Here is a 25,241-nt window from a genome sequence, read left to right as displayed (position 1 = left end):
GCTTCGCGCCTTCCCCCCTCTCTCGCTTTGCGGGAGGGGGACGACACCCTCGCTGCGGGGCGGCCCTTGCTCGGTGTCCCTGTGCTGGGCCGCGCCTGATTTATGGGTTGGAGGCGATACGCCGAGCAACGTGCAATAAATAGAGCCAAGGAGACAAGCATGGCGGATTCCGAAACCCTCATTCCCCTGCATGAGGCCCTGCGCCGCAATGCGCGCAACCACCCCGGCCGCGACGCCTACATCTGGTATGGCCGCCACATCAGCTGGGCCGAGATGGATGCGGCCAGCGACGCCTTTGCCGCGCGGCTGCAGGCGCTGGGCGTGGGCCGGGGCGAGCCCGTGGCGCTGTTCATGAACAACTGCCCGCAGTACATCGTGGCGCACTACGGCATCCAGAAGATCGGCGCCATCGTCTGCCCCTGCGGGCCGCTGAACAAGGAGCATGAGCTGCAATACCAGCTCGATGACCTCAAGGCCCGCGTCATCGTCGCGGCCGATGTGCTGCTGCCCGTGGTGGACAAGGTGCGCGCCAGCACGGCGCTCAGGCATGTGCTGGCCGTGCGCTATGGCGACTGGCTTCCTGAATCGGCCACGCTGGCGCTGCCGCCCGAACTGCAGGCCCCCGTGCAGCCGCTGCCCGAGGGCGTGGAATCGTTCTGGGATGTCATGCACAGCGGCGCCAAGCCCGTGCCCGTCGATGTCGCCATGGACGATGTCTCGCTGATGACCTATACCTCGGGCACGACGGGACTGCCCAAGGGCGCCATGCTCAGCTACGGCAACGCGGCCAGCAAGACGGCCGGGGGCTCCAGCGCCACGGGCGTGAATGCCGGGGACATGCTGCTGGCCGTGGCGCCGCTCTATCACATTGCCGGCATGTCCATGGGCGTGAACATGCCTGTGCACAGCGGCGCCACCTGTGTTGTGCTGCACCGCTTCGACCCGCTGGCCGTGGCCCAGGCCCTGGAGCGCTACCGAGTGACCTGGTGGTACACCATCGCGCCCATGAACGTGGCCGTGATGCAGCTGCCGGGCGTGGAGGCCATGGACTTTTCCGCGCTGCGCCGCAACACCGTGACCAGCTTCGGCATTGCCTACACCGAGGAGCTGGCGCGGCAGTGGAAGCGCTTCACCCCGAACTGCATCTCCAGCGAGGCGGCCTATGGCCTGAGCGAGACCCACACCATGGACACCTCCATGCCCGGCGAAGCCATCCGCTGGGGCACGCACGGCAAGCCGCTGCCCGGCAACGAGGTGCGCATCATCGACCCCGAGACGGGCGCTCCGCTGCCGGCAGGCGAGGTGGGAGAGATCACCATCCGCGGCCCCGGCAACTTCAAGGGCTACTGGAACAAGCCCGAGGCCACGGCCAGGACCCTGAAGAACGGCTGGGTGCACACGGGCGACATGGGCCGCATCGACGCCGATGGCTACCTGACCTTCATCGGCCGCTTCAAGGAAATGATCAAGGTCTCGGGCTACAGCGTCTTCCCCGAGGAGGTGGAAGCCATCCTCATCAAGCACCCGGCCGTGGCCCAGGCCGCCGTGATCGGCGTGCCCGACCCGCAAAAGGGCGAGGTCGTGCGCGCCTTCATCGTCACGCGGCCGGGCCAGCAGATCGCGGCCGAGGACCTGGTGCAGTGGTCGCGCGAGAACATGGCCAGCTACAAGGCGCCGCGCGAGGTGCGTTTCATCGAGGCGCTGCCCGCCACCGGCGCGGGCAAGGTGCTGCGTCGCTTGCTGCGCGATCAATGAGAAAGACCGAAGTCCCATGTTCCAGAAGATCCTGATTGCCAACCGCGGCGAGATCGCGCTGCGCATCGTGCGCGCGCTGCGCGAGCTGGGCGTGCCCAGCCTGGCGGTCCATGCCGCGGACGATGCGCAGGCGCCCCATGTATCCGCTGCCGATGCGGCCGTGCCCCTGGGTTCCAGCGGCCCCTCGGCCTACCTTGACGGCGCCCACCTGCTGCGCATTGCGCGCGAGCACGGCTGCGACGGCATCCATCCCGGCTACGGCTTTCTCAGCGAGAACGCGGGCTTTGCCCAGGCCTGTGCCGATGCGGGCCTGCGCTTCATCGGCCCCACGCCGGAGCACCTGGCACTGCTGGGCGACAAGGCACGCGCACGCGATCTGGCGCGCCGCTGCGGCGTGCCGCTGATGCCGGGCAGCAGCGAGGCCGTTACGCTGGAACAGGCCCAGGCCTTCTTCGAGGCGCAGCAGGCCGGGGGCGCAAGCGGCATCATGGTCAAGGCCATCGGCGGTGGCGGCGGGCGCGGCATGCGCGCCGTGGCGCGCGCCGAGGACCTGCCTGCCGCCTACGAGCGCTGCCGCAGCGAGGCACGTGCCGCCTTCGGCGTGGACGGCGTCTATGTGGAGCGGCTGATGACGGGCGCACGCCATATCGAGGTACAGATCCTGGGCGACGGCGGCGCAGGCCCCATCGCGCTGGGCGAGCGCGAATGCACGCTGCAGCGGCGCTTCCAGAAGCTGGTGGAGATCGCGCCCAGCCCCAGCCTGGCGCAGCCGCTGCGCGAGCGCATCACGCGCGACGCGCTGCGCATGGCGGCCGAGATCGGCTACGAGAGCCTGGGCACCTTCGAGTTCCTGGTCGATGCCGCCTCCGACTCCCTGCCCTATGTGTTCATCGAGGCCAACCCGCGCCTGCAGGTGGAGCACACCATCACCGAGGAAGTCTTCGGCATCGACCTGGTGCAGGCCCAGATCCGCATTGCGGCGGGCGATCACCTGGGCGAGCTGGGCCTGGATGCCAGGACGCCGCCCGCGCCGCGCGGCTATGCCATGCAGTGGCGCATCAATGCCGAGACGCTCGATGCCGCAGGCCAGTCGCGCCCCGGCAGCGGCCTCATAGGCACACTGCTGTGGCCGGCCGGGCCCGGTATCCGCATCGACACGCATGCGGTCGCGGGCACCAGCCCCTCGCCGCACTACGACACGCTGCTGGCCAAGCTCATCGTGCACAGCAGCGCGCCGCGCTTTGAAGACGTGCTGCGCCGCGCGCGCCGCGCGCTGGCCGAATGCCGCATCGACGGCCTGGCCACCAACCTGCCGCTGCTGCAGGCGCTGGCCCGGCGGCCCGAGATGGCGTCGCAGGCCGTGCATACACGCTGGCTTGAAGAGGCCCTTCCCGAGTTGGTGGCGGACGCCCAGGCGCTGGCCGAAGGCGCGCGCCGCACGGATGTGGCCGCCGAGGTTCCGGCGGCGGCCGAGGCTGCTGGCGCGCCCGTCCCCGAAGGCGCCATCACGGCCCCCATGCCCGCGCGCATCGTGCAGTGGAGCGTGGCCTTGGGCGATGCCGTGGCCGCAGGCGCCGAGCTGGGCGTGCTCGAAGCCATGAAGATGGAGCATGTGCTGCTGGCGCCGCAGGCCGGCACCATCGCGCAACTGCTGGCCGAGGCCGGTGCCTATGTGGCCCAGGACCAGCCCCTGCTGGTGCTGGCCGCCGCCGAAGGCGTGCAGGCCGACGCACGCGCGCAGCAGTCCGCACAGGACCCCGACCACATCCGTGCCGACCTGCGCCGCGTCATCGACCGCCATGCCTTCACGCTGGACACCGCCCGGCCCGAGGCCATGGCCAAGCGCCATGCCCAGGGCAGCCGCAGTGCGCGCGAGAACATTGCCGACCTTTGCGATGAGGGCAGCTTCATCGAATACGGCGCGCTGGCCATCGCCGCGCAGACACGCAGGCGCAGCATGGAAGACCTGATCGCCAACACGCCGGCCGACGGCATGGTCACGGGCATGGGCTCCATCAACGGCGCGCAGTTTGGCGAGGAGCGTTCGCGCGCCGTCGTCATGTCCTATGACGCCACGGTGCTGGCGGGCACCCAGGGCGCGCGCAACCATGCCAAGACCGACCGCATGCTGGGCATTGCGCTGGCACAGAAGCTGCCCGTGGTGCTGTTCGCCGAAGGCGGCGGCGGCCGCCCCGGCGACACCGACACCCCCGTGGTCGCCGGCCTGCATGTGCACACCTTCGCCGCCTATGCGGCGCTGTCGGGCCAGGTGCCCGTGGTCGGCATCACGCACGGCCGCTGCTTCGCGGGCAACGCGGCCCTGCTGGGCTGCAGCGACGTGATCATCGCCACGCGCGCCAGCTGCATCGGTATGGGCGGGCCTGCCATGATCGAGGGTGGCGGGCTGGGCGTGTTCCGGCCCGAGCAGGTCGGCCCCAGCAGCGTGCAGCATGCCAATGGCGTGATCGACGTGCTGGTCGAGGACGAGGCCGAAGCCGTGGCCGCGGCGCGCCACTACCTGTCGTTCTTCCAGGGTCGCACGGCGGACTGGACCGCGCCCGACACGCGCGTCCTGCGCCATGTGGTGCCCGAGAACCGGCTGCGCGCCTACGACACGCGTGCGGCCATGGCGCATCTGGTGGACGAAGGCAGTCTGCTGATGCTGCGCACGGGCTTTGGCGCAGGCATCCACACGGCGCTGGCGCGCATCGAAGGCCGGCCCGTGGGGCTCATGGCCAACAACCCCTCCCATCTGGGCGGCGCCATCGATGCCGATGCGGCCGACAAGGCCGCGCGCTTCATGCAGCTTTGCAATGCCCATGGCCTGCCCATCGTGAGCCTGGTGGACACTCCCGGCTTCATGGTCGGCCCCGAGATCGAGAAGACCGCCCAGGTGCGCCATGTCAGCCGCCTGTTCGTCACCGCTGCCAAGCTGCGCGTGCCGTATTTCAGCGTGGTGCTGCGCAAGGGCTACGGCCTGGGGGCCATGGGCATGACGGCCGGCAGCTTCCATGCGCCTGTGTTCAACGTGGCCTGGCCCACGGGCGAGTTCGGTGCCATGGGTCTGGAAGGCGCCGTGCGCCTGGGCTTTCGCAAGGAACTGGAGGCCTTGCCCGAGGGCGCCGAGCGCAACGCCCTGTTCGACCGGCTGCTGGCCCAGCAGTACGCCCACGGCGAGGCCATGCACATGGCCGGCACGCTGGAGATCGACGCCGTCATCGACCCCGCCGACACGCGCGCCTGGCTGTCGCGCGGCCTGGCGGGGGGGCGCGTTGCGCCTGCCCAGGCCGGCTTCGTGGACACCTGGTAGGCCCTGAAACGCCACGGGCGGCATGCTAAGCTGGCCGCCTTTTCGACGAACATGATGGCGGGCCTGCCGTGCAGGCCCCGCTGCCTCTGGAGACCTCCCCATGCCCGGACTTCTGCCCGATATCGATCCCGACGGCCTGCTCGAATTCTCGGTGGTCTACACCGACCGCGCGCTCAACCACATGTCCAAGCGCTTCGCGGGCGTGATGCAGGACATCCTCACCACGCTGCAGGAGGTCTACCACGCCCATACGGCCGTGCTGGTGCCGGGCAGCGGCACCTTCGGCATGGAGGCCGTGGCGCGCCAGTTCGCCAATCGCGAAAAGGTGCTCATCGTGCGCAACGGCTGGTTCAGCTACCGCTGGACCCAGATCTTCGAGGAAGGCGGCCTGGGCGGTGGTGCCGTGGTCTGCAAGGCGCGCCGCCAGGGCCCGGGCAGCCAGGATCCCTGGGCGCCCTGCGCAGCCGAGGACGTGGCCGCCGCCATCCGCGCTGAAAAACCCAAGGTCGTGTTCGCCCCCCATGTGGAGACGGCCAGCGGCATCCTGCTGAGCGACAGCTACCTGCGCACCGTGGCCGATGCTGCGCACGAGGTGGGCGCGCTCTTCGTGCTGGACTGCGTGGCCTCGGGCGCCATGTGGGTGGACATGGAAAAGACCGGCGTGGACGTGCTGATCAGCGCGCCGCAAAAGGGCTGGAGCAGCTCGCCGTGCTGCGCCATGGTCATGCTCTCGCAGCGTGCGCGCGAAGCCATCGAGCACACGAAAAGCTCCAGTTTCTCCTGCGACCTCAAGAAGTGGATGCAGATCGCCGAGGGCTACGAAAAAGGCCAGCACGCCTACCACACCACCATGCCCACCGACGCCCTGGTGCGCCTGCGCGACGTGATGCTGGAGACGCGTGCCTACGGCTTCGCCAAGGTGCGCGACGAGCAGATCGCCCTGGGCGCCAAGGTGCGCGCCCTGCTGGAGTCGCGCGGCTTTCCCAGCGTGGCTGCCGAAGGCTGGAAGGCCCCCGGCGTCGTGGTCAGCTACACCACCGACCCCGGCATCCAGAGCGGCAAGAAGTTCATGGAAGCCGGCCTGCAGACCGCCTCGGGCGTTCCGCTGCAGTGCGACGAGGGCCCGGACTTCAAGACCTTCCGCATCGGCCTGTTCGGCCTGGAAAAATGGCACAACGTGGACCGCACCGTCGGCCACATCGCCAAAGCGCTGGACGACATTGGTGTAAATGGCACCCCCTGAGCGGCTGCGCCGCTTCCCCCAGGGGACGACGCCCTCGGCTAGGCGCCCCCGCCGCGAGGCGGCTCTTGCTCGGCGTCCCGCCTTCAGGCAGTGTCAGCGCTTGAGGCCGCACGGCATGGCATTGCTGTTGAATGCATTTTTTGATTTGAAAGAACCCTGATGAACAAGACCCTCACCACCCTGGCCGCCTCCTGTGGCCTGATGCTCGCCGCACTGACCGGCGTGGCTGTCCATGCGGCCGAACCCATCACCACGGCCAGCGGCCTGGTCTACGAAAGCCTCAAGGAAGGCACGGGCGCCAGCCCCAAGGCCAGCGACACGGTGCGCGTGCACTACCGCGGCTACTTCCCCGACTCGGGCAAGGACTTCGACAGCTCCATCACGCGTGGCCAGCCCATCGAATTCCCCTTGACCGGCGTCATCCCCTGCTGGACCGAAGGCGTGCAGAAGATGAAGGTCGGCGGCAAGGCCAAGCTGACCTGCCCGCCCTCCATCGCCTACGGCAGCCGTGGCGCGGGCAGCGTGATCCCGCCCAACGCCACGCTGAACTTCGAGGTGGAACTGCTGGGCATCAAGTGATGGCGGGCCCGCTGGCCAGGCCAGCCTCCGCTTGATGCAAAGCCGGCCTGCGGGCCGGCTTTTTTACGGTCGCCGAAAGGGATATGCCGTGGACTCACGCCAACCGCTGGACGCGCGCGCCGCCGCGCTGATGCTCATGCTGTGCCTGATCTGGAGCCTGCAGCAAATCCTGCTCAAGGCCACGGCTGGCGACATTGCGCCCACGCTGCAGATCGCGCTGCGCTCGGGTGCGGGCGCCGTGCTGGTGTGGCTGTTCATGCGCTGGCGCGGCATGCGCGTGCAGTGGGGCGATGGCAGCTGGCGCCCTGGCCTGGCCGTGGGCACGTTGTTTTCGCTGGAATTCCTGCTGGTGGGCGAGAGCATCAACCACACCTCGGCCGCCCATGTGGTGGTCTTCCTGTATTCCGCCCCCGTGTTCGCGGCGCTGGGCCTGCACTGGAAGCTGCCATCGGAGCGCCTGGCACCGCTGCAATGGCTGGGCATCGCACTGGCCTTTGCCGGCATAGCGCTGGCCTTCCTGGGCGGCGGCAAGCCTTCGTTGGCGGGCGCCGCCGCCACGCTGCAGGGCGACCTGCTGGCGCTGGCCGCCGGCGTGGCCTGGGGCGCCACCACGGTGGCCATCCGCACCACGCGGCTGGCATCGCTGCCCGCCGCACAGACCCTGCTCTACCAGCTGGCCATAGGCTTTGCACTGCTCCTGCCAGCCGCCTTCGTGCTGGGACAGACCCGCTTCGAGCCCACGCCGCTGGCCTGGGCCGGCCTGGCCTTCCAGTCCGTGCTGGTCTGCTTCGTGAGCTTCCTGGTCTGGTTCTGGCTGCTCACGCAATACCTGGCCTCTCGCCTGGGCGTGTTCTCTTTCATGACGCCCATCTTCGGCGTGGTCTTCGGTGCCTGGCTGCTCAGCGAGCCCATCGAGCCCAGCTTCCTGGCCGGGGCACTGATGGTGCTGGCCGGGGTGTTGCTGGTGAGCGGGCATGGGTGGCTGAAGTCGCTCAGGCGTCCTGCCTGACCAGTCCCAGCCGTCGCGCCAGCCGCTGCAGGTTGGCGCGGTCCATCTGCAGTTCGCGTGCGGCGGCGGCCCAGCTGCCTTGGTGGCGCTGCAGGCTGGCTTCGATCAGATGGCGCTCGTAGCTCTCCACGGCTTCGCGCAGGCCTTGGGGGGTGGCGCCGGGCGATGCGGCCTGTGGGACGGGCAGGGACGGGGTGGCCGTCGCCGGGGGCTGCGCGGCATCCCAGAGATCGGCCTGCCCCAGCGTGACCATGCGTGCCCGGCCACCGGCCGGAGCGGCGGAGGGCGCACGGCTCAGCGCCCGCAGCACGCCGCGGCTGATGAGGTGTTCCAGTTCCCGCACATTGCCGGGCCAGTCCTGGGCCAGCAGGGCCGATTGCGCGGCGGGATGCAGGCGCAGGCCGCCCAGGCCCAGGCGCGAGCGGTTTTCCTCTAGGAAGAAGCCAGCCAGCATCAGCACGTCGCTGTCGCGCTCGCGCAGCGCGGGCACGCGCAGCGGGTAGACGCTCAGGCGATGGAAGAAGTCGGCGCGCATGCGGCCTGCCGCCACCTCGGCGGCCAGGTCGCGGTTGGTGGCGGCGATCACGCGCACGTCCACATGGTGTTCGCGGTCCGAGCCCAGGCGCTGCAGCTGGCCGCTTTGCAGCACGCGCAGCAGCTTGGCCTGCACGGCCAGGGACAGCTCGCCCACTTCGTCCAGGAACAGCGTGCCCTGGTCGGCCTGCTCGAACTTGCCGCTGCGCTCGGACAGTGCGCCCGTGAAGGCGCCGCGCACATGGCCGAACAGCTCGCTTTCGACCAGGTTGTCGGGCAGGGCCGCGCAGTTGATGCTGACCAGCGCCCGGCCCGCACGCGCCGACTGCGCATGCACGGCCTGGGCCACCAGTTCCTTGCCCGTGCCGGTCTCGCCCGTGACCAGCACGTTGAGGTCGCTGGCCGCGACCAGGGCGATGTCCTTTTGCAGCGCGCGCATGGCCGGGCTCTGGCCGATCAGCGGACGCGATGACTCGCCCCCCGGGGCGGCGCCGGGCGCGGGCAGGGCGCGCGCACTGCGCGCCAACCGGCGCAGCCGCTCGGACGTGGTCACGGTGGCCGCTGCCAGGTTGCTGAAGGCCTGCAGCGCCGCCAGCGCAGCCGGGTCGGCAAAGCGCCCCGGGTCCAGCGCGTCCAGCGTGAGAAGGCCCCAGGGCAGGCCGCCCGACTGCAGCACGCAGCCCATGCAGTCGTGCACCTCCAGCGGTCCATGGCCCTGGGCCACCAGGCCGTCATAGGGATCGGGCAGCGGGCTGTCGGGTGCAAAGCGCATGGCCTGGCCAGCGGCCAGCAACTGGGCAAAGCGCGGGTGCTCGGCAATGCGAAAGCGCCGGCCCAGCGCATCGGGCACCAGGCCATCGATGGCCACGGGGCGCAGCCACTCGCCCTCCAGCCGCAGCAGGGCGGCGGCATCGGCCGGCAGCACGGCGCGCAGGGCCGCCAGCAGGCGGCGAAAGCGCTCGCGCTCGGGCAGGTCCTGGGCCAGGTCGGCCACCAGGGGGGTCAGGGCGTGCAGGGCGGTGGATGTGGTCATAAAGACTGCGATCGCTGTCAAAAAGACTCGATTTGATGAAGGTCATATTGACTCATGAAACGCCAAACCCTTGTTCTGCAAGGGATGCAGTCCTGGCACGGCACTTGCCTTTGTCAAGGCATGTCCGGCATCGCACCGGGCATGCCCGTCCCCGTACCCAAGGAGTTTCCCGTGCTGACCGACCGCCAACGTGCCATCGTCCAATCCACCGTCCCGCTGCTTGAAACCGGCGGCGAGGCGCTGATCACCCACTTCTACCAGACCATGCTGGGCGAGTACCCCGAGGTGCGCGCCCTGTTCAACATGGCCCACCAGCAAAGCGGTGCCCAGCCGCGTGCCCTGGCCTACAGCGTGCTCATGTACGCCAAGCACATCGACCGGCTCGAAGCCCTGGGCGACCTGCCCGCCCAGATCATCAACAAGCATGTGGCGCTGCAGGTGCAGCCCGAGCACTACCCCATCGTCGGCACCTGCCTGCTGCGCGCCATCCGCGAAGTGCTGGGCGCCGAGATCGCCACCGACGAGGTCATCGATGCCTGGGGCGCCGCCTACCAGCAGCTGGCCGACATCCTGATCGGTGCCGAACGCCAGGCCTATGACCGCACGGCGGCGACCGAGGGCGGCTGGCGCGGCGAGCGTGCCTTCGTGGTCGAGGACAAGGTGGCGGAAAGCGCCGAGATCACCTCGTTCTACCTGGTGCCGGCCGATGGCGGCCCCGTCATCGCCCACCAGCCCGGCCAGTACATCGGCCTGCGCCTGATGGTGGACGGGCAGGAGCAGCGGCGCAACTACTCGCTGTCCGCGCCCGCCGATGGCCGCAGCCTGCGCATCAGCGTCAAGCGCGAGGCAGGCGGCAAGGTCTCCAACTTCCTGCACGACCAGGTCCAGGTCGGCGACACGCTGCAGCTGTTCCCGCCCGCAGGCCACTTCACGCTGCAGCCCGGCGAGCGTCCGCTGGTGCTGATCAGCGGCGGCGTGGGCATCACGCCGACCCTGCCCATGCTGGATGCGGCCTTGCCCAGCAAGCGTCCCGTGGTCTTCATCCACTGCGCGCGTGAGCGCGGTGTCCATGCCTTCCGTGAGCGTGTGGATGCGCTGGCCGCAGTGCATCCGCAGCTCAGCCGGTACTACTGCTATGACCGGGTGCAGGAGGGCGATGGGGTCGATGCGCAGGGACTGCTGACCGCCCGGCAATTGGGTGAGTGGCTGCCTTCGGTGGATGCCGATGTGTATTTCCTGGGGCCCCGGCCGTTCATGCGGTCGGTGAAGGAGTCGTTGCGGGTGTTGGGGGTGCCGGAAGGGCAGGTCCGCTATGAATTCTTCGGGCCGGCGGAGGCGTTGGCCTGATTTGCCGTCGATTCGCTCGGCTCCCCTGGCCTCAGTGATGGAGCAGGGGCCGGGCCTCGGCCCGGTGGTCGGCCTGCCGTGCATCGGGCGATCAGCCCTGCACGGCCCACATGCCCTGGTTGTCCGACACCCACTTCCCAAACGCCTGTGCGGGCATGGGCTTGCTGCACAGATATCCCTGGAAGAAGTCGCATCCCTTGCCTCGCAGGAATGCCAGTTGCTCGGCCGTCTCCACACCCTCGGCCAGCACTTTGAGCCCCATGGCATGCCCCAGCGCGATCACCGAGCCGCTGATGGCCATGTCGTCCGCGCTGTGCGGGATGTCGCGGATGAAGCCCTGGTCGATCTTGAGCAGGTCCAGCGGAAAGCGCTTGAGGTGGGCCAGCGAGGAGTAGCCGGTGCCGAAGTCGTCGATGGCCAGCCGCAGGCCCTGGGCGCGCAGGCGGCGCATGACGGCCAGAGCCTCCTCGGGACGCTCGGCCAGTGCGCTTTCGGTGATTTCCAGTTCCAGGCAGTGCGGCGCAAAGCCGGTGGCGGTCAGCGCGTCTGCGGTGGCGCCGGCGATGTCGGTGAGCAGGAACTGGTGCAGCGAGACGTTGACCGCAATGGTCATCTCGGGCAGGCCCTGATCGCGCCAGCGCTGGCCCTGGGCGCAGGCTTCGCGCAGCACCCACAGGCCCAGCGGGCCGATGACGCCCGAGCTTTCGGCCACGGGGATGAAGCGGGCCGGAGATATGAGGCCTTCGTCCGGGTCCAGCCAGCGCACCAGGGCCTCGGCGCCCAGCAGGCGGCCGGTGGCCAGGTCGATCTGTGGCTGGAAGTACAGGCGCAGGTGGCCCAGTCCGATGGCCTGGCGCAACCGCGCCTCCATGGCCAGGCGCTCGCGCGCGGCCAATGTCATGTCTTCCTCGAAGAAGCACCAGGCGCGGCCGCTGCGTGATTTGGCGCCGTAGACGGCGGCGTGCGCGCCCTGCAGCAGGTCCTGGGCATTGCCGGCGTGGGACGGATACAGGCAGATGCCCACGCTGACGCCGGCCATGACGGACAGGCCGTCGGGCGAGCTCCAGGGCTGTCCGGCCGCCGCGATGAGCTGGCGCGCGCGGGCGATGGCGTCGCCACGCTCGCTCATGCCCTTGATCAGCACGGCCAGTTCGTCGCCGGCCATGCGGCCTATCAGGTCCTGCGGGCCCAGCGAGTCGTGCACGCGGGCGGCGATGTGGCGCAGCACCTGGTCACCAATGGCGTGGCCGTAGCTGTCGTTGACGTCCTTGAAGCGGTCGATGTTGAGCAGCATCACGGCCAGCGCGCCCTGCCTGGCGGCGGCCTCGGCCACGGCGTCCTCCAGCAGGGCGCTGAAGCGCACGCGGTTGGGCAGGCCGGTGAGCATGTCGCGGTGGGCCAGGAATTCGAGCTGGGCCTCACGCGCCTTCTCGGCCGAGATATCGGTAAACATGCACACGTAGTGGGTGACCCGGCCCTGGGCATCCTTGACGGCGCTGAGCGACATGCGCTCGGGGAAGACTTCGCCGTTCTTGCGGCGGTTCCAGATCTCGCCCTGCCAGTGGCCGGTGGCCTGCATGCCGGCCCACATGGCCTCGTAGAAGGCCTTGTCATGGCGGCCGGACTTGAACATGCGCGGGGTCTGGCCCAGCATCTCCTGCTCGGTATAGCCCAGCAGCCGCGTGAAGGCGCTGTTGACCGAGAGGATGCGGCTGCGCGCATCGGTGACCACCACGCCCTCCATGGTGTTGTCCACCACGGCAGCGGCCAGGCGCTGGCGTTCGTCGGCCTCGTGGCTGGCGGCCTGGGCGGAGCGGGCCGCGCGCTCCCCACGGCGCATGCGCCACAGCAGCCAGCCGCCCCCCACGGCCGTGACCAGCACCAGGGCCACCGAGGACAGCATGCGCCGCCGCGCCGCCGGCCCGGGTGGAATCTGCAGGTGCGTCAGCAGCCATTCCACGCCCCAGAGCCACAGCAGGCCTGCGCACACGTACAGGGTCATTGCGCCCCAGAGCGGTATTCGGGGCTGCTCTCCCTGATCTTGCATGTGGTTCCTCAGAACGTTCCCAGAACGTGTGACTTGCGCAGGGTCGTGTCCATGCTGCGACAATTGCGCCGCTATGACCCAAGCCTATATTCTTACCCTTTCGTGCCCCGACCGGCTCGGTCTGGTACATGCCGTCTCGGGCTTTCTGCTCGAACAGGGCGGCAACATCGAAGAGGCCGCGCAGTATAACGACCCGGCCACCGGACTGTTCTTCATGCGCGTGCAGTTTGCCTGCAACGGCTGCGATCCCGCGGCCCTCAAGGCGGCCCTGACCGACCTGGCCACCCAGTACCAGATGAAATGGCGCCTGCACACCGAGGCCGAAGCCATGAAGACCGTACTGATGGTCAGCAAGGAAGGCCACTGCCTCAACGACCTGCTGTTCCGCTGGAAAAGCGGCCTGCTGCCGGTGGACATCCGCGCCATCATCAGCAACCACCGCGAGTTCTACCAGCTGGCGGCCAGCTACAACATCCCCTTCCACCACATCCCCGTCACGGCCGCCACCAAGGCCCAGGCCGAGGCAAGGCAGTTCGAGATCATCGAGGCCGAAGGCGCCGAACTCGTGGTGCTGGCGCGCTACATGCAGGTGCTGTCCAACGACCTGTGCACCAAGCTGGCGGGCCGCGCGATCAATATCCACCACAGCTTCCTGCCCAGCTTCAAGGGCGCCAAGCCGTACTACCAGGCCCATGACCGCGGCGTGAAGCTGATCGGCGCAACGGCCCACTATGTGACGGCCGACCTGGACGAAGGCCCGATCATCGAGCAGGACGTGGCCCGCGCCGACCACACCGACACCGTGGAGGACCTCACGGCCCGCGGCCGCGACACCGAGAGCCAGGTGCTGGCCCGCGCCGTCAAGTGGCACAGCGAGCACCGCGTCATCCTCAACGGCCACAAGACCGTGGTCTTTCGCTGAGCCCGGCTCCCGGCCGCCCATGGCGAACGTGACCCTTGCCGCCGGCAGCGGCTTTGCCCCGCCCGGCAGCGGCGCCCGCCGCATCCCGCCGATACAGTGCCTGCTTACTTTCGAGGCGCTGGCGCGGCTGCGCAGCGTGACGCAGACGGCCGAGGAGCTGTGCGTCACGCCCAGCGCCGTCAGCCACCGCGTGCGCCAGCTCGAGCAGATCCTGGGCACGCGGCTGTTCGGTCGCTCGGACTTTTCGCTCACCACCGAAGGCAGCGCCTACCTGTCCCACGTGCGCGAGGGCCTGGGTGCGCTGCAGCGCTTTCCGGGCGAGGTGACGGCACCGGGCCGCCGCAGGCTCAAGCTCGCGGTCACGCCCACCTTTGCGCGCGTGATCCTGATCCCGCGCCTGCGCCAGTTCACGGAAACCTATCCCGAGATCGATATCGCCCTGCAGGTCTCCATCCCGCTGCTGGACGTGGTGGCCGAGGATGCCGACCTGATGGTGCGCTTCGGCCCCGGCCACTATGCCGATGTGGAGCACATCGAGCTGGCGCGCGACATGGTCACGCCGCTGGCCTCCCCGGCCTTCATCCGCGAGCACGGCCCCTTCGAGCAGCCCCAGGACCTGGAAGGCATGCCCCTGCTGCGCAGTCCGCTGGAGCCCTGGCGCACCTGGTTCGGCGCCACCGGCCTGGACTGGCCCGAGCCGCACGAGGGCTCGCAGTTCAACGACATCGGCCTGATGTGCGACGCGGCCTCGGCCGGCATGGGCATCGCCCTGGTGCGCCACAAGCTGGGCGCGCCCTGGCTGGACAACGGCACCCTGGTGCGCCTGTTCGACGTGGACACGGCCAGCCCCCATGCCCACTACCTGTGCTGGCGTACCGGCACCATGGACCGCTGGGAATGCGCGGCCTTCGCGGAATGGTTGAAGAGGGCGATGGCCTGCTGAGGCGCCCATATCGGATTTCACGGATTTCACGCACCGTTGCAATAAACATCAGCGCAGCCCCGCTGCACAAAGACGGCGGCATCGCCTAAAGTCAGGCCCCATGACTTCCGCCAGCTCCCCAGCCAGCCTCGCTCCCGGCGCCATGGCGTCGGCCGCCGCCGATGCGGCCCACCAGCAGCCCACGGTCTCCGAGCGCGCACGGCGCCAGGCCGAGGTCGTGGCCGCGCTGGCCCGCCATGTGCCCGCGCATGCCCTGCTGTGGAATGCCGAGGACACCACGCCCTATGAATGCGACGGCCTCACGGCCTACCGCCAGCGCCCGCTGGTGGTCTGCCTGCCCGAGACCGAGGCCCAGGTGCAGGCCGTGCTGCGTGCCTGCCACGCCATCCAGGTGCCCGTGATCGCGCGCGGCGCGGGCACCGGGCTTTCGGGCGGTGCCTTGCCCCATCCCATGGGCGTGACGCTGTCGCTGGCCAAGTTCAACAAGATCCTGCAGGTCGATGCGGCCAGCCGCACGGCCGTTGTGCAGTGCGGCGTGCGCAACCTGGCCATCAGCGAGGCCGCCGCGCCCTTCGGCCTGTACTACGCGCCCGATCCCAGCAGCCAGATCGCCTGCACCATCGGCGGCAACGTGGCCGAGAACTCGGGCGGCGTGCACTGCCTCAAGTACGGGCTGACCGTGCACAACGTGCTCAAGGTGCGCGGCTTCACCGTGGAGGGCGAGCCGGTGGAGTTCGGCTCCACGGCGCTGGACACGCCGGGCTTCGACCTGCTGGCCATCCTGGTCGGCAGCGAAGGCATGCTGGCCGTGACCACCGAAGTCACCGTGCGCCTGATCCCCAAGCCCCAGTTGGCGCGCTGCATCATGGCCAGCTTCGACGACGTGCGCAAGGCCGGCGACGCCGTGGCCGCCGTGATCGCGGCCGGCATCATCCCGGCCGGCCTGGAGATGATGGACAAGCCCATGACGGCCGCCGTCGAGGACTTCGTCAAGGCCGGCTACGACCTCGCGGCCGAGGCCATCCTGCTTTGCGAGAGCGATGGCACGCCCGAGGAAGTCGAGGAAGAGATCGCCCGCATGAGCGAGGTGCTGCGCAGCGCGGGCGCCACGGCCATCACGGTGAGCGAAAGCGAGGCCGAGCGCCTGCGCTTCTGGAGCGGGCGCAAGAACGCCTTCCCCGCCAGCGGGCGCATCAGCCCCGACTACATGTGCATGGACTCCACCATCCCGCGCAAGCGCCTGGCCGACATCCTGCTGGCCATCCAGGAGATGGAAAAGAAATACGGCCTGCGCTGCGCCAACGTCTTCCACGCGGGCGACGGCAACCTGCACCCGCTGATCCTGTTCGATGCCAACGACCCCGACGAGCTGCACCGCTGCGAGCTGTTCGGCGCCGACATCCTGGAGACCAGCGTGGCCATGGGCGGCACGGTCACGGGCGAGCATGGCGTGGGCGTGGAAAAGCTCAACTCCATGTGCACCCAGTTCACCACGGCAGAGAACGACCAGATGTTCGCGCTCAAGGCCGCCTTCGACCCGCAGGCCCTGCTCAACCCCGGCAAGGTGATTCCCACGCTCAACCGCTGCGCCGAGTACGGAAAGATGCTGGTGCGCGGCGGCCAGATCTCACACCCGGACCTGCCGAGATTCTGAGGCGACGTGCAACGGGCGACGTGCAACGGGCGCGGTGCAACCGGCGACGTGCAACCGGCGCCGTGCAACGACCACCATGCAACCCGCTGGTCACGGCTGCTGCAGGCAGCGCAGCCACAGCCCGTCGAGTGCGCGTGCCAGCGCAGCTTCCTTCCGCGGTACGGCCAGATCCTCCGCCAGGTCTTCGATCATGGCCTCCAGGGGTAAGGCATGGGACAGAGTGCGCATGCCGCATTCCATCGCCAAGGAGGTGTCCAGGTAGACCACGCGCGCACCTGCCGCGCTCCAGCGCGTGAGTTCGCGCACACGGCCGACCTGGTTCAACCGCAGGCGCATCGCCTCCAGCCGTTCGGCCAGGGATCTGCGGATGCGCTCCCCTGTCTCGGGCCGGTCCTCCTCCAGTCTGCGCAGCGCCGCCTCCTGCTGCTCTAGCGTGCGCTCCAGAGCCCGCAGAGCCGCCTCGCGTCCCAGCCGGGCCTCGTCGTAGCGCGGCAGGGCTGCACGCATGCGCTCCAGCGTCTGCTTGCGTTCGCGTGCATAGACCGGCTCGGCGGGGCGCCCGGAACGCACGCAGGCGTCGGCGGCCAGCACCAGCCGCTGCGGAGATGCTTCGGCGCCCAGCCTTTGCGGGCGGAAGCTGCGGCAGTCTGACATCTCCTCCAGCATGTGCAGGTCTTCCAGGTGCAGGCGCATGCGTTCCGCGTCCTTCTGCGCCTCAAGCCGATGGCTGTCCAGCATCTCCTGGCGCTGGCGCTCCAGCATCAGCAATTCGCGCCAGCCGCCACGCAGCCGGGCCTCGAACCGCGCCTGCTTGCCATCGGCAGCCCGCTGCAGCTGCTCGGCATCCTGGCGCAGCCGCAACTGCAGGTATCCATGCGTGCCTGATCTCTCGCAGGTGTACTCGACGATGCGCCCGCCGCTTCCATCGCCCACGCTGCGCCATGCACTGCGCGCGCATGCTTTCCTCTCCTGGAGTACCTGGCCTATCGAGGCCCCCGATGCACCGCCCCAGGACGCGGCCCGGACCGCCAGGACATCACCGTCGTCACCGCCGCAACCGCCCAGCACCAGTACAAGGCTCGAGGGCAGCTGCCACACTCGTTGCCAACGCATTTGCTCCCCCGTGCATGTGATTCTCAGATTGATTGTTGATATTAACTATCAATCAAAAATAGGTGTGATTTTTCTAAATACTCACATCTCGATCAAGCCAAGCCCATAGCGTTCGCGCATGCAGGATGCAAAGCAGCGGTTTGCTCAAAAATTACGTGATTCAATGCAGGCCCGGGGCTACGAAGCCAGGCCTGCCGTGCTGGAGCACGAGTTCAATTCCCGTTTCTGGGGCAAGCCCATGTCCCAGCATGGCGTGCGCCTCTGGCTGATCGGCAAGACCATGCCCAACGCCAGGAAACTCGCTGCGCTGGCCGACTGGCTGCAGGTGCCGCTGGAGGAGTTCCTGCGCTCGCCGCAGCAGGTGCGCGAGGTGCGCGAGCCCAGGAGCAGCTGGTCCGCAGGCCTGGGCTACGAGGACAGCGAGCTGTTCAAGATCTACCTGCGCCTTCCCGTGCCCAAGCGCCGGCTGGCGCGCGACGTGATCCTGGCCATTGCGCGCGCCCATGATGCCGAGGAAGCGGAACGCGCCGCAGGCTCGTAGCCAGGCGGCGCGTGGGGTTTGCATTGATCCGGGCACCTGCGGGGGGCGGTCCCGCCCGTGCATCAGCCCCCCATGGCGCGCTGGCGTGCCTCGCGCTGGGAGGGCGTTTCGTTGATCAGTTCATTGATCACCTCCTGGCGTGTCTTGCCCGCGCCGGTCTGCGGTGCGGGAGCCGGGTAGACGCCGGCATTGAAGCGCGAGGTGCCGCCCTGGCGCACGGCTGCCTCGGCCTCGGCCACCACCTGGGCGCGCGTCTTGCTGCTTTGGAAATGTTCGGGATGCACGACGACGCCTGCCTCGTTGTTGGCAGGATGCATGTACCCGGCCGCCGATGCCATGCCGGGCAGCAGCAGCGCTGCCGATGCGGCCAGGCCGGCGATGAGGGGGGCGATGAGGGTGGCGGGGGTGAAGCGGCGTTGCGACATGGTGTGGTCCCTTTCAAAGAGCGTTGGTGATTCGTTCTCCCCACGCCCCGCGATGCGGAACGCCGGGGAGAGGACTCCAATGTAGAAATCACGCGCCCACACCAGCCCCACAGGATGGTGACATTGCTGTCATGCAACCGACATACGCCAATAGCTCCCCTCAAAAAAAAGGCCACGGGCATTCCGTGGCCTTCGTGGAGCGGCCGAGCCGTCAGGCGGCCACGGCGCCCCTGCCGTCGTTGCCGGCCTGTCCATCCTGCATCCCCTCCGACGGGTCGTTGCGGTGCACCAGACGGTACAGCAGCGGCAGCACCAGCAAGGTCAGCAGCGTGGACGACAGGATGCCGCCGATCACCACCGTGGCCAGCGGCCGCTGCACCTCGGCGCCCGTGCCCGTGGCAATGGCCATGGGCACGAAGCCCAGGGAGGCCACCAGGGCCGTCATCAGCACGGGGCGCAGGCGGGTGAGCGCGCCCTCGGTCACGGCGTCGGGCACGCTGGCGCCCTGCTCGCGCAAGGTTCTGATCCAGGAGATCATGACCAGGCCGTTGAGCACGGCCACGCCCGACAGCGCGATGAAGCCCACCGCCGCCGAGATGGACAGCGGTATGTCGCGCAGCCACAGCGCCAGGATGCCGCCGGTGAGCGCGAACGGAATGCCCGTGAAGACCACCAGCCCGTCGCGCACATTGCCGAACATGGCGAACAGCAGCACGAAGACCATCAGCAGCGCCACGGGCACGACGATCTGCAGGCGGCGCGTGGCCGACTCCAGGTTCTCGAAGGTGCCGCCCCAGCGCGTCCAGTAGCCGGGCGGCAGCGACAGGCCTTGCAGCTTCTGCTGTGCCTCGCCCACGAAGGAGCCCATGTCGCGCCCGCGCACATTGGCGCTGACCACGATGCGGCGCTTGCCGTCTTCGCGGCTGACCTGGTTGGGGCCGGGCGCGGTCTCGAACGTGGCCACGGCCGACAGCGGCACGAAGCCGATGCGCCCGTCCGCCCCGCGCGGCAGGGCGATGGGCAGGCGGCTCAGGGCCTGCAGGTCGTTGCGCACGGCGTCCGGCAGGCGCACCTGGATGTCGAAGCGCCGGTCGCCCTGGAATACCGTGCCGGCCTCGGTGCCGCCCATGGCGGTGCTGATGGCGTCCTGCACATCGCCCATGTTCAGGCCGTAGCGCGAGGCCTTTTCGCGGTCGATCTGCACGGTGAGCATGGGCAGGCCCGTGGTCTGCTCGACCTTGACCTCGGAGGCGCCCGCAATCTGCTGCAGCATGCCGGCCACGGTCTGGGCGCTTTTCTCCAGCACGGCCATGTCGTCGCCGAAGATCTTCACGGCCACGTCGCTGCGCACGCCCGAGATCAGCTCGTTGAAGCGCAGCTGGATGGGCTGGGAGAACTCGTAGTTGTTGCCCGGGATGCGGTCCACCGACGCCTGCACGGCGGCCAGCAGCTCATCGCGCGGGCGCGCCGGGTCGGGCCACTCGCTGCGGGCTTTCAGCATGATGTAGCCGTCCGAGATGTTGGGCGGCATGGGGTCGGAGGCGATCTCGGCCGTGCCGGTGCGCGCGAACACGCGGTCGATCTCGGGGAACTCCTTCTTGAGCGCCTTCTCGATCTGCATCTGCATTTCCAGCGACTGCGTGAGGCTGGTGCCCGGGATGCGCAGCGCCTGGATGGCGAAGTCCCCCTCGTTGAGGTTGGGCGCGAACTCGCTGCCCAGGCGCGTGGCCAGCAGCAGGCTCAGCGCCACGGCCACGGCGGCGGCCGTGAGCACCACGGCGGGCGCGGCCATGACGCGCGCCAGCACGGGCGCATAGCCGCGGCGTGCCCAGCCCATGAGGCGGTTTTCCTTCTCGGCCACCTTGTCGCCCATGAACAGCGCAATCGCCGCCGGGATGAAGGTGATGGACAGCAGCATGGCGCCGGCCAGCGCGATGACCACCGTGAGCGCCATGGGATGGAACATCTTGCCCTCCACGCCCGTGAGCGCGAAGATGGGCAGGTAGACCACCATGATGATGAGCTGGCCGAACAGCAGCGGGCGGCGCGCTTCCTTCGCGGCGGCGAAGACTTCATGGAAGCGTTCGCTGCGCGTCAGCGACCGTCCTCGCGCCTCCTGCGTATGGGCCAGGCGGCGCACGCAGTTCTCCACGATGACCACGGCGCCGTCGATGATGATGCCGAAGTCCAGCGCCCCCAGGCTCATGAGGTTGGCGCTGACCTTGTAGTGCACCATGCCCGTGAAGGTGAACAGCATGGACAGCGGGATGATCAGCGCCGTGATCAGCGCCGCGCGCAGGTTGCCCAGGAACAGGAAGAGGATGACCACCACCAGGGCCGCGCCCTCCACCAGGTTCTTCTTGACCGTGGCGATGGCCTTGTCCACCAGGTTGGTGCGGTCGTAGACGGTGATGGCCTTGACGCCCGGGGGCAGGCCCCGGTTGATCTCGGCCATGCGCTGGTCCACGGCGCGCGAGACGGTGCGGCTGTTCTCGCCGATCAGCATGAACACCGTGCCCAGCACCACCTCGCGGCCGTTGTCGGTGGCCGCGCCCGTGCGCAGCTCCTGCCCCAGGCCGACCTCGGCCAGGTCGCGGATGCGGATGGGCTGGCCCTGGGCCGAGCCCACGATGACCTCGCGGATGTCGGCGATGCCGCCGACCTGGCCCGGCGCGCGGATCAGGTACTGCTCGCCCTGGCGCTCGATATAGCCCGCGCCCACGTTGCTGTTGTTGCGCTGCAGGGCGGTGACGATGTCGGCCAGCGTGAAGCCGTAGGCGGCCAGCTTCTCGGGCGCGGGCGCCACCAGGTACTCCTTGGCGTAGCCGCCGATGGAGTTGATCTCGGTGACGCCGGGCACGTTGCGCAGCTGCGGCTTGATGACCCAGTCCTGGATCTCGCGCAGGTCCATGGGCGTGTAGGGCGTGCCGTCTGGCTTTTTCGCATCGTCCTCGGCCTCCACGGTCCACAGGTAGATCTCGCCCAGGCCCGTGGAGATGGGGCCCAGCGTGGGCGTGATGCCCGCAGGCAGGCTGTCGCGCGCCTGCTGTATGCGCTCGCCCACCAGCTGCCGCGCAAAGTAGATGTCCGTGCCGTCCTTGAACACCACGGTGACCTGGGACAGGCCGTAGCGCGACAGCGATCGCGTCTGCTCCAGGTGGGGCAGGCCGGCCATCACCGTCTCTATGGGATAGGTGATGCGCTGCTCGGTCTCCAGCGGCGAGTAGCCGCTGGCCTGGGTGTTGATCTGCACCTGGACATTGGTGATGTCGGGCACGGCGTCGATCGGCAGTCGCTGGTAGTTGTAGATGCCCAGGCCCGCCATGGCCAGCACGGCCAGCAGGACCAGCCAGCGCTGCTCGATGGCGAATCGGATGATGCGTTCAAACATGGAGTTCTCCGTTCATGCCCGCATCAATGGGAGTGCTCGGCCGTGGCCTTGCCCAGCTCGGCCTTGAGCATGAAGCTGCCCTCGGCCACGTAGGATTGGCCGGGCTTGAGGCCTTCGAGCACCTCGGTGGCCTTGCCGTCGCTGCGGCCCACGCGCACGGGCTGGGCGCGGAAACCGCCCTGCGCGGGCACGAAGACCACGGTCTGCTGCTCCATCTTCTGCAGTGCCTGCGTGGCCACGGCCAGCGGCGCCTGCCGGGACGATGCCGTCAGCTCCACATTCACGAACAGGCCCGGGCGCCACACGCCGTCGGGGTTGGGCAGGGTGATGCGCGCGGGGGCCGTGCGCGTGTCCTGGCCGATCAGTGCGCCCACATAGGCCACCTCGCCCGTGGCCGAGGAGTCGAAGGCCGTGGCGCGCACCGTGGCCTTCTCGCCCACGCGCACGGCGGGCAGGTCGGGCGCGGCCACGCGCATCTCGGCCCAGACGCTGCGCAGGTCGGAGATGGTGAAGACCTGGGTGGTGTCCTGCACGGCCTCGCCCACGGACAGGTGCTTTTCCACGATCACGCCGTCAAACGGTGCGCGCAGCTCGAAGCGGTTGAGCCCGCCCGCGCCGCCGGCACCGGCGCCCGTGGCGGCCAGCTTCTGCTGGGCGTTGGAGACGGCGATCTCAGCCTCGCGCAGCGCCTGGCGCGCCTGCAGGTAGTCCTGCTCGGCCGAGACCTTTTCCTCCCACAGCTGCTTTTCACGCGCGTAGGTGGTGCGGGCCAGCTCCAGGCGCTTGCTGGCGGCCAGCAGTTCGCTGCGCTGCTCGGACACGGCGGCGCTGCTGAGCACGGCCAGCAGCTGGCCCTTCTTCACGTTCTGGCCCAGGTTGGCGGGAACGCTCTCGGCAATGCCGGCCACGCGCGGCACGACGTGGGCCGTGCGGTCTTCGTTGAAGCGGATCTCGCCGGGCAGCTGCAGCACGGAGCGCACGGTGGCCGGGCCGGCCTCGGCCAGGCGCACGCCGGCCGCCTGCATGCGCTGGGCGTCCATGGCGATCAGGCCTTCGTCGTCGCCATGGCCGGCTTCTGCAGCCGGTTTGGCGGCAGGTTGGGCGGCAGGCTTGGCCTCGGCTTTTTCCGCCTTGGAGTCTTCATGGTGTTCATCGTCGGCATGGCCTTCGTCGTGCTTGTGGCCATCTCCGGCTGCAGCGCCGTGGTGCTCGCCATCGGCATGGCCTGCGGCCTCGCTGTGGCCGTGGCCATGGCTGTCAGCCTTGGCAGCGCCCGGCGTGCCGCTGCGCAGGATCAGCGTGGCGGCCAGCGCGCCCAGGGCCAGGATGACGGCAATGGCCACAAGGGTGCGGCGCGGTCCGAGGGGGGAGGAGGAGGGCTTGGTGTTCATGGTCTGGATGCAATCAGGTTGCTATCGGAATCAGAGGCCGGATTCGGTGCCCAGCAGGCGGTCGATGTCGGCGGCGGCGCGGTGGGTGGCCAGCAGCTGGTCCAGGTACTGGCTGCGCGCCTCCGACCAGGTGCGTTGCGCGTCCAGCACGTCGAGGTAGCCGAACTTGCCCAGCGCAAAGCCGCGCGAGGCCAGCTCGTAGGCCGTGCGCGCCGTGGGCAGCACCTCCTCGGCCAGCTGGCGCGCCTGCTCGCGGCTGGCCTGCAGCAGCTCGCGGGCCTCGAACAGCTGGGCCTGCAGCTGCACGCGCGTGGCCAGCAACTGCTCCTCGGCCTGGTCGGCCAGGCGCAGGGCCTGCAACTGGTTGCCACGGTTGCTGTCGAGCACGGGCAGGGGCACGGAGATGCCGACCACGAGCTGGTTGCGCCCGACCTCGGTGGCGCGCTTGACGCCCAGGCTGACCGTGGGATCGGGCAGGCGCCGCGCACGCTCCAGGTCGGCCGTGGCGCGGCTTTGCTCCAGCGCCTGGCGCGCACGCAGCACGGCGGGCGCCTGTTCGATGCGCTGCTGCAGGGCTGCCAGATCAGGCAGCTGGGGCAGGGCGTCCACCGCGCCCTCGGCCTGGCCGAAGGGGCGAACTCGCTCGCCCCACAGCGCCTGCAGCTGGCCGCGCGCCACGCGCAGGCCCGAGCGGGCCTGGGCCTGCTCCAGGCGGGCGCCGGACTCGGCCACGCGGGCCCGGGTTTCCTCCAGCGGCGCCACCTTGCCGGCCGCCACGCGGCGGGCCGCGGCCTCGCGCGCACTGCTGGCGATCTCCAGCGTCTGCCCGGCCAGGACCACGCGCTGCTGCGCAGCCAGCACGCCGAAGAAGGCCGTGCCCACGTCGGCGCGCAGCGCAGCCTCGGCCCCTGCCAGCTCGGCCTGCGCCAGGTCGCGGCCGCGCTCGGCCACGCGCATGCGGGCCTCGCGCTTGCCGCCCACTTCCAGGGTCTGGTTCAGCTGCACGGTCAGCGTGCGGGTGCTGCGGCGCGTGTCCTCCTGCGCATAGGCCAGCTCGGGGTTGGGCCGGGCACGGCTTTGGAGCACGGCGCCATCGCTGGCCTCCAGCGCACGGCGGGCCGCACGCAGGCCGGGGTTGCCGTCCAGCGCCAGGGCCAGGGCCTGCTGCAGATCCAGCGGCGGGCCTGCCGGTGTGACCTCGGAAACAGGGGCTGCAGATGGCGCAGCCGCATCGGCAGGCTCGCCCGCCTGCACGGCGCCGCAAGCGGTCAGCACGGCCATTGCCAGCAGGGCGCGCGGCCCGGGCCAGGCGCTCCATGGTGCGTGGGAAGCCGTCCTCGACGGAAAGGACGAAGGGAAAGACATACACGGACTCCTTGCCCGCGCACAGGCCAGGCCTGACCGTTCATCAGCCGGTCAGGCCACTGCGGCGGGCGCGCACGGCCCATGGCCGCTGAGCGCGAGGGGATTTCAGGGGAATGCCGGTCCGGGGCAGGAAAAGGGCCATGCCCGGCCGGCGGCTGCAGGGGGCGTCAGCCCTGCCAGCGGGGCCGATCGGGGCGCAGCAGCACGGCCGAGGCATGCCGGCGCAGCGGCTCGGCGAATGGCATGGGGGGAGGCGCCACCGGCGCGGCCTTGGTGTAGTGGGTGGCAACGGCCACCCAGGCATGGCACATGGAGCAATCGACGCTGAGCGACGACGGCTGGCCCTGGTCAGCCTTCTGCGCCGGATGCCCCGGTTCGGCGCCTGCACCGGCATGGCGCTCGGCGCCCATGCCATGCAGGCTCACGCCGTGGACATGGTGGCCGAAGTGCCGGGTCTCATGTCCGTCGTGCCGGCACAGCGCAGCGGCCGCCATCCAGCTCCACTGGAACAGCAGCGCGATCACGAGGACGGCGAGGGCGGCGAGACGGGGCCGGGTCATGGAGGAGGGCATGGGGCAGGTGCGGGATTGTCGTACATGGCGTTTGCCCACAACCACGACTCACCCAAGCCGGCGAGTC

At 69.4% G+C, this 25,241-nt stretch carries 18 protein-coding genes; 10 read left to right on the top strand and 8 right to left on the bottom strand.

What is annotated here, in order from left to right; genetic code table 11:
* The first annotated feature begins 159 nt into the window (after positions 1-159).
* The 5 genes from ACFPFG_RS15710 to ACFPFG_RS15690 all read left to right on the top strand — a co-directional run bounded on the left by ACFPFG_RS15710 (position 160) and on the right by ACFPFG_RS15690 (position 7,896).
* Positions 160-1,755, top strand: a complete 1,596-nt coding sequence (locus ACFPFG_RS15710; protein ID WP_380107341.1) for an AMP-binding protein — start codon at positions 160-162, stop codon at positions 1,753-1,755.
* A 16-nt stretch (positions 1,756-1,771) separates the two neighbouring features.
* On the top strand, positions 1,772-5,065 hold the full coding sequence (locus ACFPFG_RS15705) for a carboxyl transferase domain-containing protein (RefSeq protein WP_380107339.1): 3,294 nt from the start codon (positions 1,772-1,774) through the stop codon (positions 5,063-5,065).
* Between the two features lie 100 nt (positions 5,066-5,165).
* The gene (locus ACFPFG_RS15700; protein ID WP_197953758.1) at positions 5,166-6,308 is read left to right on the top strand and encodes a pyridoxal-phosphate-dependent aminotransferase family protein; all 1,143 of its coding nucleotides are present in this window, start codon (positions 5,166-5,168) and stop codon (positions 6,306-6,308) included.
* Positions 6,309-6,467: 159 nt separating this feature from the next.
* Positions 6,468-6,887, top strand: a complete 420-nt coding sequence (locus ACFPFG_RS15695; RefSeq protein WP_380107337.1) for an FKBP-type peptidyl-prolyl cis-trans isomerase — start codon at positions 6,468-6,470, stop codon at positions 6,885-6,887.
* An 88-nt stretch (positions 6,888-6,975) separates the two neighbouring features.
* Positions 6,976-7,896 (top strand): DMT family transporter, encoded by a 921-nt coding sequence (locus tag ACFPFG_RS15690; protein WP_312370733.1) that lies wholly within the window; start codon positions 6,976-6,978, stop codon positions 7,894-7,896.
* Here the strand turns inward: ACFPFG_RS15690 and norR are convergent.
* Positions 7,880-9,463, bottom strand: a complete 1,584-nt coding sequence (gene norR / locus ACFPFG_RS15685) for a nitric oxide reductase transcriptional regulator NorR (RefSeq protein WP_197953756.1) — start codon at positions 9,461-9,463, stop codon at positions 7,880-7,882. The two genes, ACFPFG_RS15690 and norR, sit on opposite strands and share 17 nt — an antisense overlap.
* Positions 9,464-9,583: 120 nt before the next feature.
* Between norR and hmpA the strand changes: the two genes are divergently transcribed.
* Complete coding sequence (gene hmpA, locus ACFPFG_RS15680) at positions 9,584-10,810, top strand: NO-inducible flavohemoprotein (RefSeq protein ID WP_380107334.1); 1,227 nt, start codon at positions 9,584-9,586, stop codon at positions 10,808-10,810.
* A gap of 91 nt (positions 10,811-10,901) precedes the next feature.
* On the opposite strand, the gene ACFPFG_RS15675 is transcribed toward hmpA, so the two are convergent.
* Positions 10,902-12,857 carry a putative bifunctional diguanylate cyclase/phosphodiesterase gene (locus ACFPFG_RS15675; RefSeq protein ID WP_183020269.1) on the bottom strand — a complete coding sequence of 652 codons (1,956 nt, stop codon included), beginning with the start codon at positions 12,855-12,857 and terminating at the stop codon, positions 10,902-10,904.
* A 73-nt stretch (positions 12,858-12,930) separates the two neighbouring features.
* Between ACFPFG_RS15675 and purU the strand changes: the two genes are divergently transcribed.
* The 3 genes from purU (at position 12,931) to ACFPFG_RS15660 (ending at position 16,376) form a co-directional block, all read left to right on the top strand.
* The gene (purU, locus tag ACFPFG_RS15670; protein ID WP_183020270.1) at positions 12,931-13,779 is read left to right on the top strand and encodes a formyltetrahydrofolate deformylase; all 849 of its coding nucleotides are present in this window, start codon (positions 12,931-12,933) and stop codon (positions 13,777-13,779) included.
* Positions 13,780-13,798: 19 nt separating this feature from the next.
* Positions 13,799-14,722: a LysR substrate-binding domain-containing protein gene (locus tag ACFPFG_RS15665; RefSeq protein ID WP_183020271.1), complete on the top strand. Its 924-nt coding sequence runs from the start codon at positions 13,799-13,801 to the stop codon at positions 14,720-14,722.
* 142 nt (positions 14,723-14,864) lie between these two features.
* Positions 14,865-16,376, top strand: coding sequence for an FAD-linked oxidase C-terminal domain-containing protein (locus tag ACFPFG_RS15660; protein ID WP_380110286.1), 1,512 nt, complete (start codon positions 14,865-14,867; stop codon positions 16,374-16,376).
* A gap of 90 nt (positions 16,377-16,466) precedes the next feature.
* Here the strand turns inward: ACFPFG_RS15660 and ACFPFG_RS15655 are convergent, their stop codons facing one another.
* Positions 16,467-17,489 (bottom strand): hypothetical protein, encoded by a 1,023-nt coding sequence (locus tag ACFPFG_RS15655; RefSeq protein ID WP_197953754.1) that lies wholly within the window; start codon positions 17,487-17,489, stop codon positions 16,467-16,469.
* 118 nt (positions 17,490-17,607) lie between these two features.
* Here ACFPFG_RS15655 and ACFPFG_RS15650 point away from each other — a divergent pair, with 118 nt between their 5' ends.
* Positions 17,608-18,030, top strand: a complete 423-nt coding sequence (locus ACFPFG_RS15650; RefSeq protein WP_183020273.1) for an XRE family transcriptional regulator — start codon at positions 17,608-17,610, stop codon at positions 18,028-18,030.
* Between the two features lie 62 nt (positions 18,031-18,092).
* Here ACFPFG_RS15650 and ACFPFG_RS15645 read toward each other — a convergent pair whose 3' ends face one another.
* The 5 genes from ACFPFG_RS15645 to ACFPFG_RS15625 form a co-directional block, all read right to left on the bottom strand.
* The gene (locus ACFPFG_RS15645; protein WP_183020274.1) at positions 18,093-18,455 is read right to left on the bottom strand and encodes a DUF4148 domain-containing protein; all 363 of its coding nucleotides are present in this window, start codon (positions 18,453-18,455) and stop codon (positions 18,093-18,095) included.
* 211 nt (positions 18,456-18,666) lie between these two features.
* A complete protein-coding gene (locus ACFPFG_RS15640; RefSeq protein ID WP_380107330.1) occupies positions 18,667-21,846 on the bottom strand; it encodes a CusA/CzcA family heavy metal efflux RND transporter in 3,180 nt (1,059 codons plus the stop codon).
* A 23-nt stretch (positions 21,847-21,869) separates the two neighbouring features.
* Positions 21,870-23,237, bottom strand: a complete 1,368-nt coding sequence (locus ACFPFG_RS15635) for an efflux RND transporter periplasmic adaptor subunit (RefSeq protein WP_380107328.1) — start codon at positions 23,235-23,237, stop codon at positions 21,870-21,872.
* A gap of 30 nt (positions 23,238-23,267) precedes the next feature.
* On the bottom strand, positions 23,268-24,602 hold the full coding sequence (locus ACFPFG_RS15630; RefSeq protein WP_312370758.1) for a TolC family protein: 1,335 nt from the start codon (positions 24,600-24,602) through the stop codon (positions 23,268-23,270).
* A gap of 167 nt (positions 24,603-24,769) precedes the next feature.
* On the bottom strand, positions 24,770-25,162 hold the full coding sequence (locus ACFPFG_RS15625) for a hypothetical protein (RefSeq protein WP_183020307.1): 393 nt from the start codon (positions 25,160-25,162) through the stop codon (positions 24,770-24,772).
* Positions 25,163-25,241: the final 79 nt, after the last annotated feature.

Source organism: Delftia deserti, assembly GCF_042653485.1.
Classification (GTDB): domain Bacteria; phylum Pseudomonadota; class Gammaproteobacteria; order Burkholderiales; family Burkholderiaceae_C; genus Comamonas; species Comamonas acidovorans.
Note: the sequence above shows the minus strand (reverse complement) of the source record. Positions and strands in the feature narration are given on the sequence as shown.

Excerpts from the sequence above, each read along its gene's own strand:
- ACFPFG_RS15710 (WP_380107341.1), top strand. The coding sequence starts at position 160 with ATGGCGGATTCCGAAACCCTCATTCCCCTGCATGAGGCCCTGCGCCGC.
- ACFPFG_RS15705 (WP_380107339.1), top strand. The coding sequence starts at position 1,772 with ATGTTCCAGAAGATCCTGATTGCCAACCGCGGCGAGATCGCGCTGCGC.
- ACFPFG_RS15700 (WP_197953758.1), top strand. The coding sequence starts at position 5,166 with ATGCCCGGACTTCTGCCCGATATCGATCCCGACGGCCTGCTCGAATTC.
- ACFPFG_RS15695 (WP_380107337.1), top strand. The coding sequence starts at position 6,468 with ATGAACAAGACCCTCACCACCCTGGCCGCCTCCTGTGGCCTGATGCTC.
- norR (WP_197953756.1), bottom strand. The coding sequence starts at position 9,463 with ATGACCACATCCACCGCCCTGCACGCCCTGACCCCCCTGGTGGCCGAC.
- hmpA (WP_380107334.1), top strand. The coding sequence starts at position 9,584 with ATGTCCGGCATCGCACCGGGCATGCCCGTCCCCGTACCCAAGGAGTTT.
- ACFPFG_RS15675 (WP_183020269.1), bottom strand. The coding sequence starts at position 12,857 with ATGCAAGATCAGGGAGAGCAGCCCCGAATACCGCTCTGGGGCGCAATG.
- purU (WP_183020270.1), top strand. The coding sequence starts at position 12,931 with ATGACCCAAGCCTATATTCTTACCCTTTCGTGCCCCGACCGGCTCGGT.
- ACFPFG_RS15665 (WP_183020271.1), top strand. The coding sequence starts at position 13,799 with ATGGCGAACGTGACCCTTGCCGCCGGCAGCGGCTTTGCCCCGCCCGGC.
- ACFPFG_RS15660 (WP_380110286.1), top strand. The coding sequence starts at position 14,865 with ATGGCGTCGGCCGCCGCCGATGCGGCCCACCAGCAGCCCACGGTCTCC.
- ACFPFG_RS15655 (WP_197953754.1), bottom strand. The coding sequence starts at position 17,489 with ATGCGTTGGCAACGAGTGTGGCAGCTGCCCTCGAGCCTTGTACTGGTG.
- ACFPFG_RS15650 (WP_183020273.1), top strand. The coding sequence starts at position 17,608 with ATGCAGGATGCAAAGCAGCGGTTTGCTCAAAAATTACGTGATTCAATG.
- ACFPFG_RS15645 (WP_183020274.1), bottom strand. The coding sequence starts at position 18,455 with ATGTCGCAACGCCGCTTCACCCCCGCCACCCTCATCGCCCCCCTCATC.
- ACFPFG_RS15640 (WP_380107330.1), bottom strand. The coding sequence starts at position 21,846 with ATGTTTGAACGCATCATCCGATTCGCCATCGAGCAGCGCTGGCTGGTC.
- ACFPFG_RS15635 (WP_380107328.1), bottom strand. The coding sequence starts at position 23,237 with ATGAACACCAAGCCCTCCTCCTCCCCCCTCGGACCGCGCCGCACCCTT.
- ACFPFG_RS15630 (WP_312370758.1), bottom strand. The coding sequence starts at position 24,602 with ATGTCTTTCCCTTCGTCCTTTCCGTCGAGGACGGCTTCCCACGCACCA.
- ACFPFG_RS15625 (WP_183020307.1), bottom strand. The coding sequence starts at position 25,162 with ATGACCCGGCCCCGTCTCGCCGCCCTCGCCGTCCTCGTGATCGCGCTG.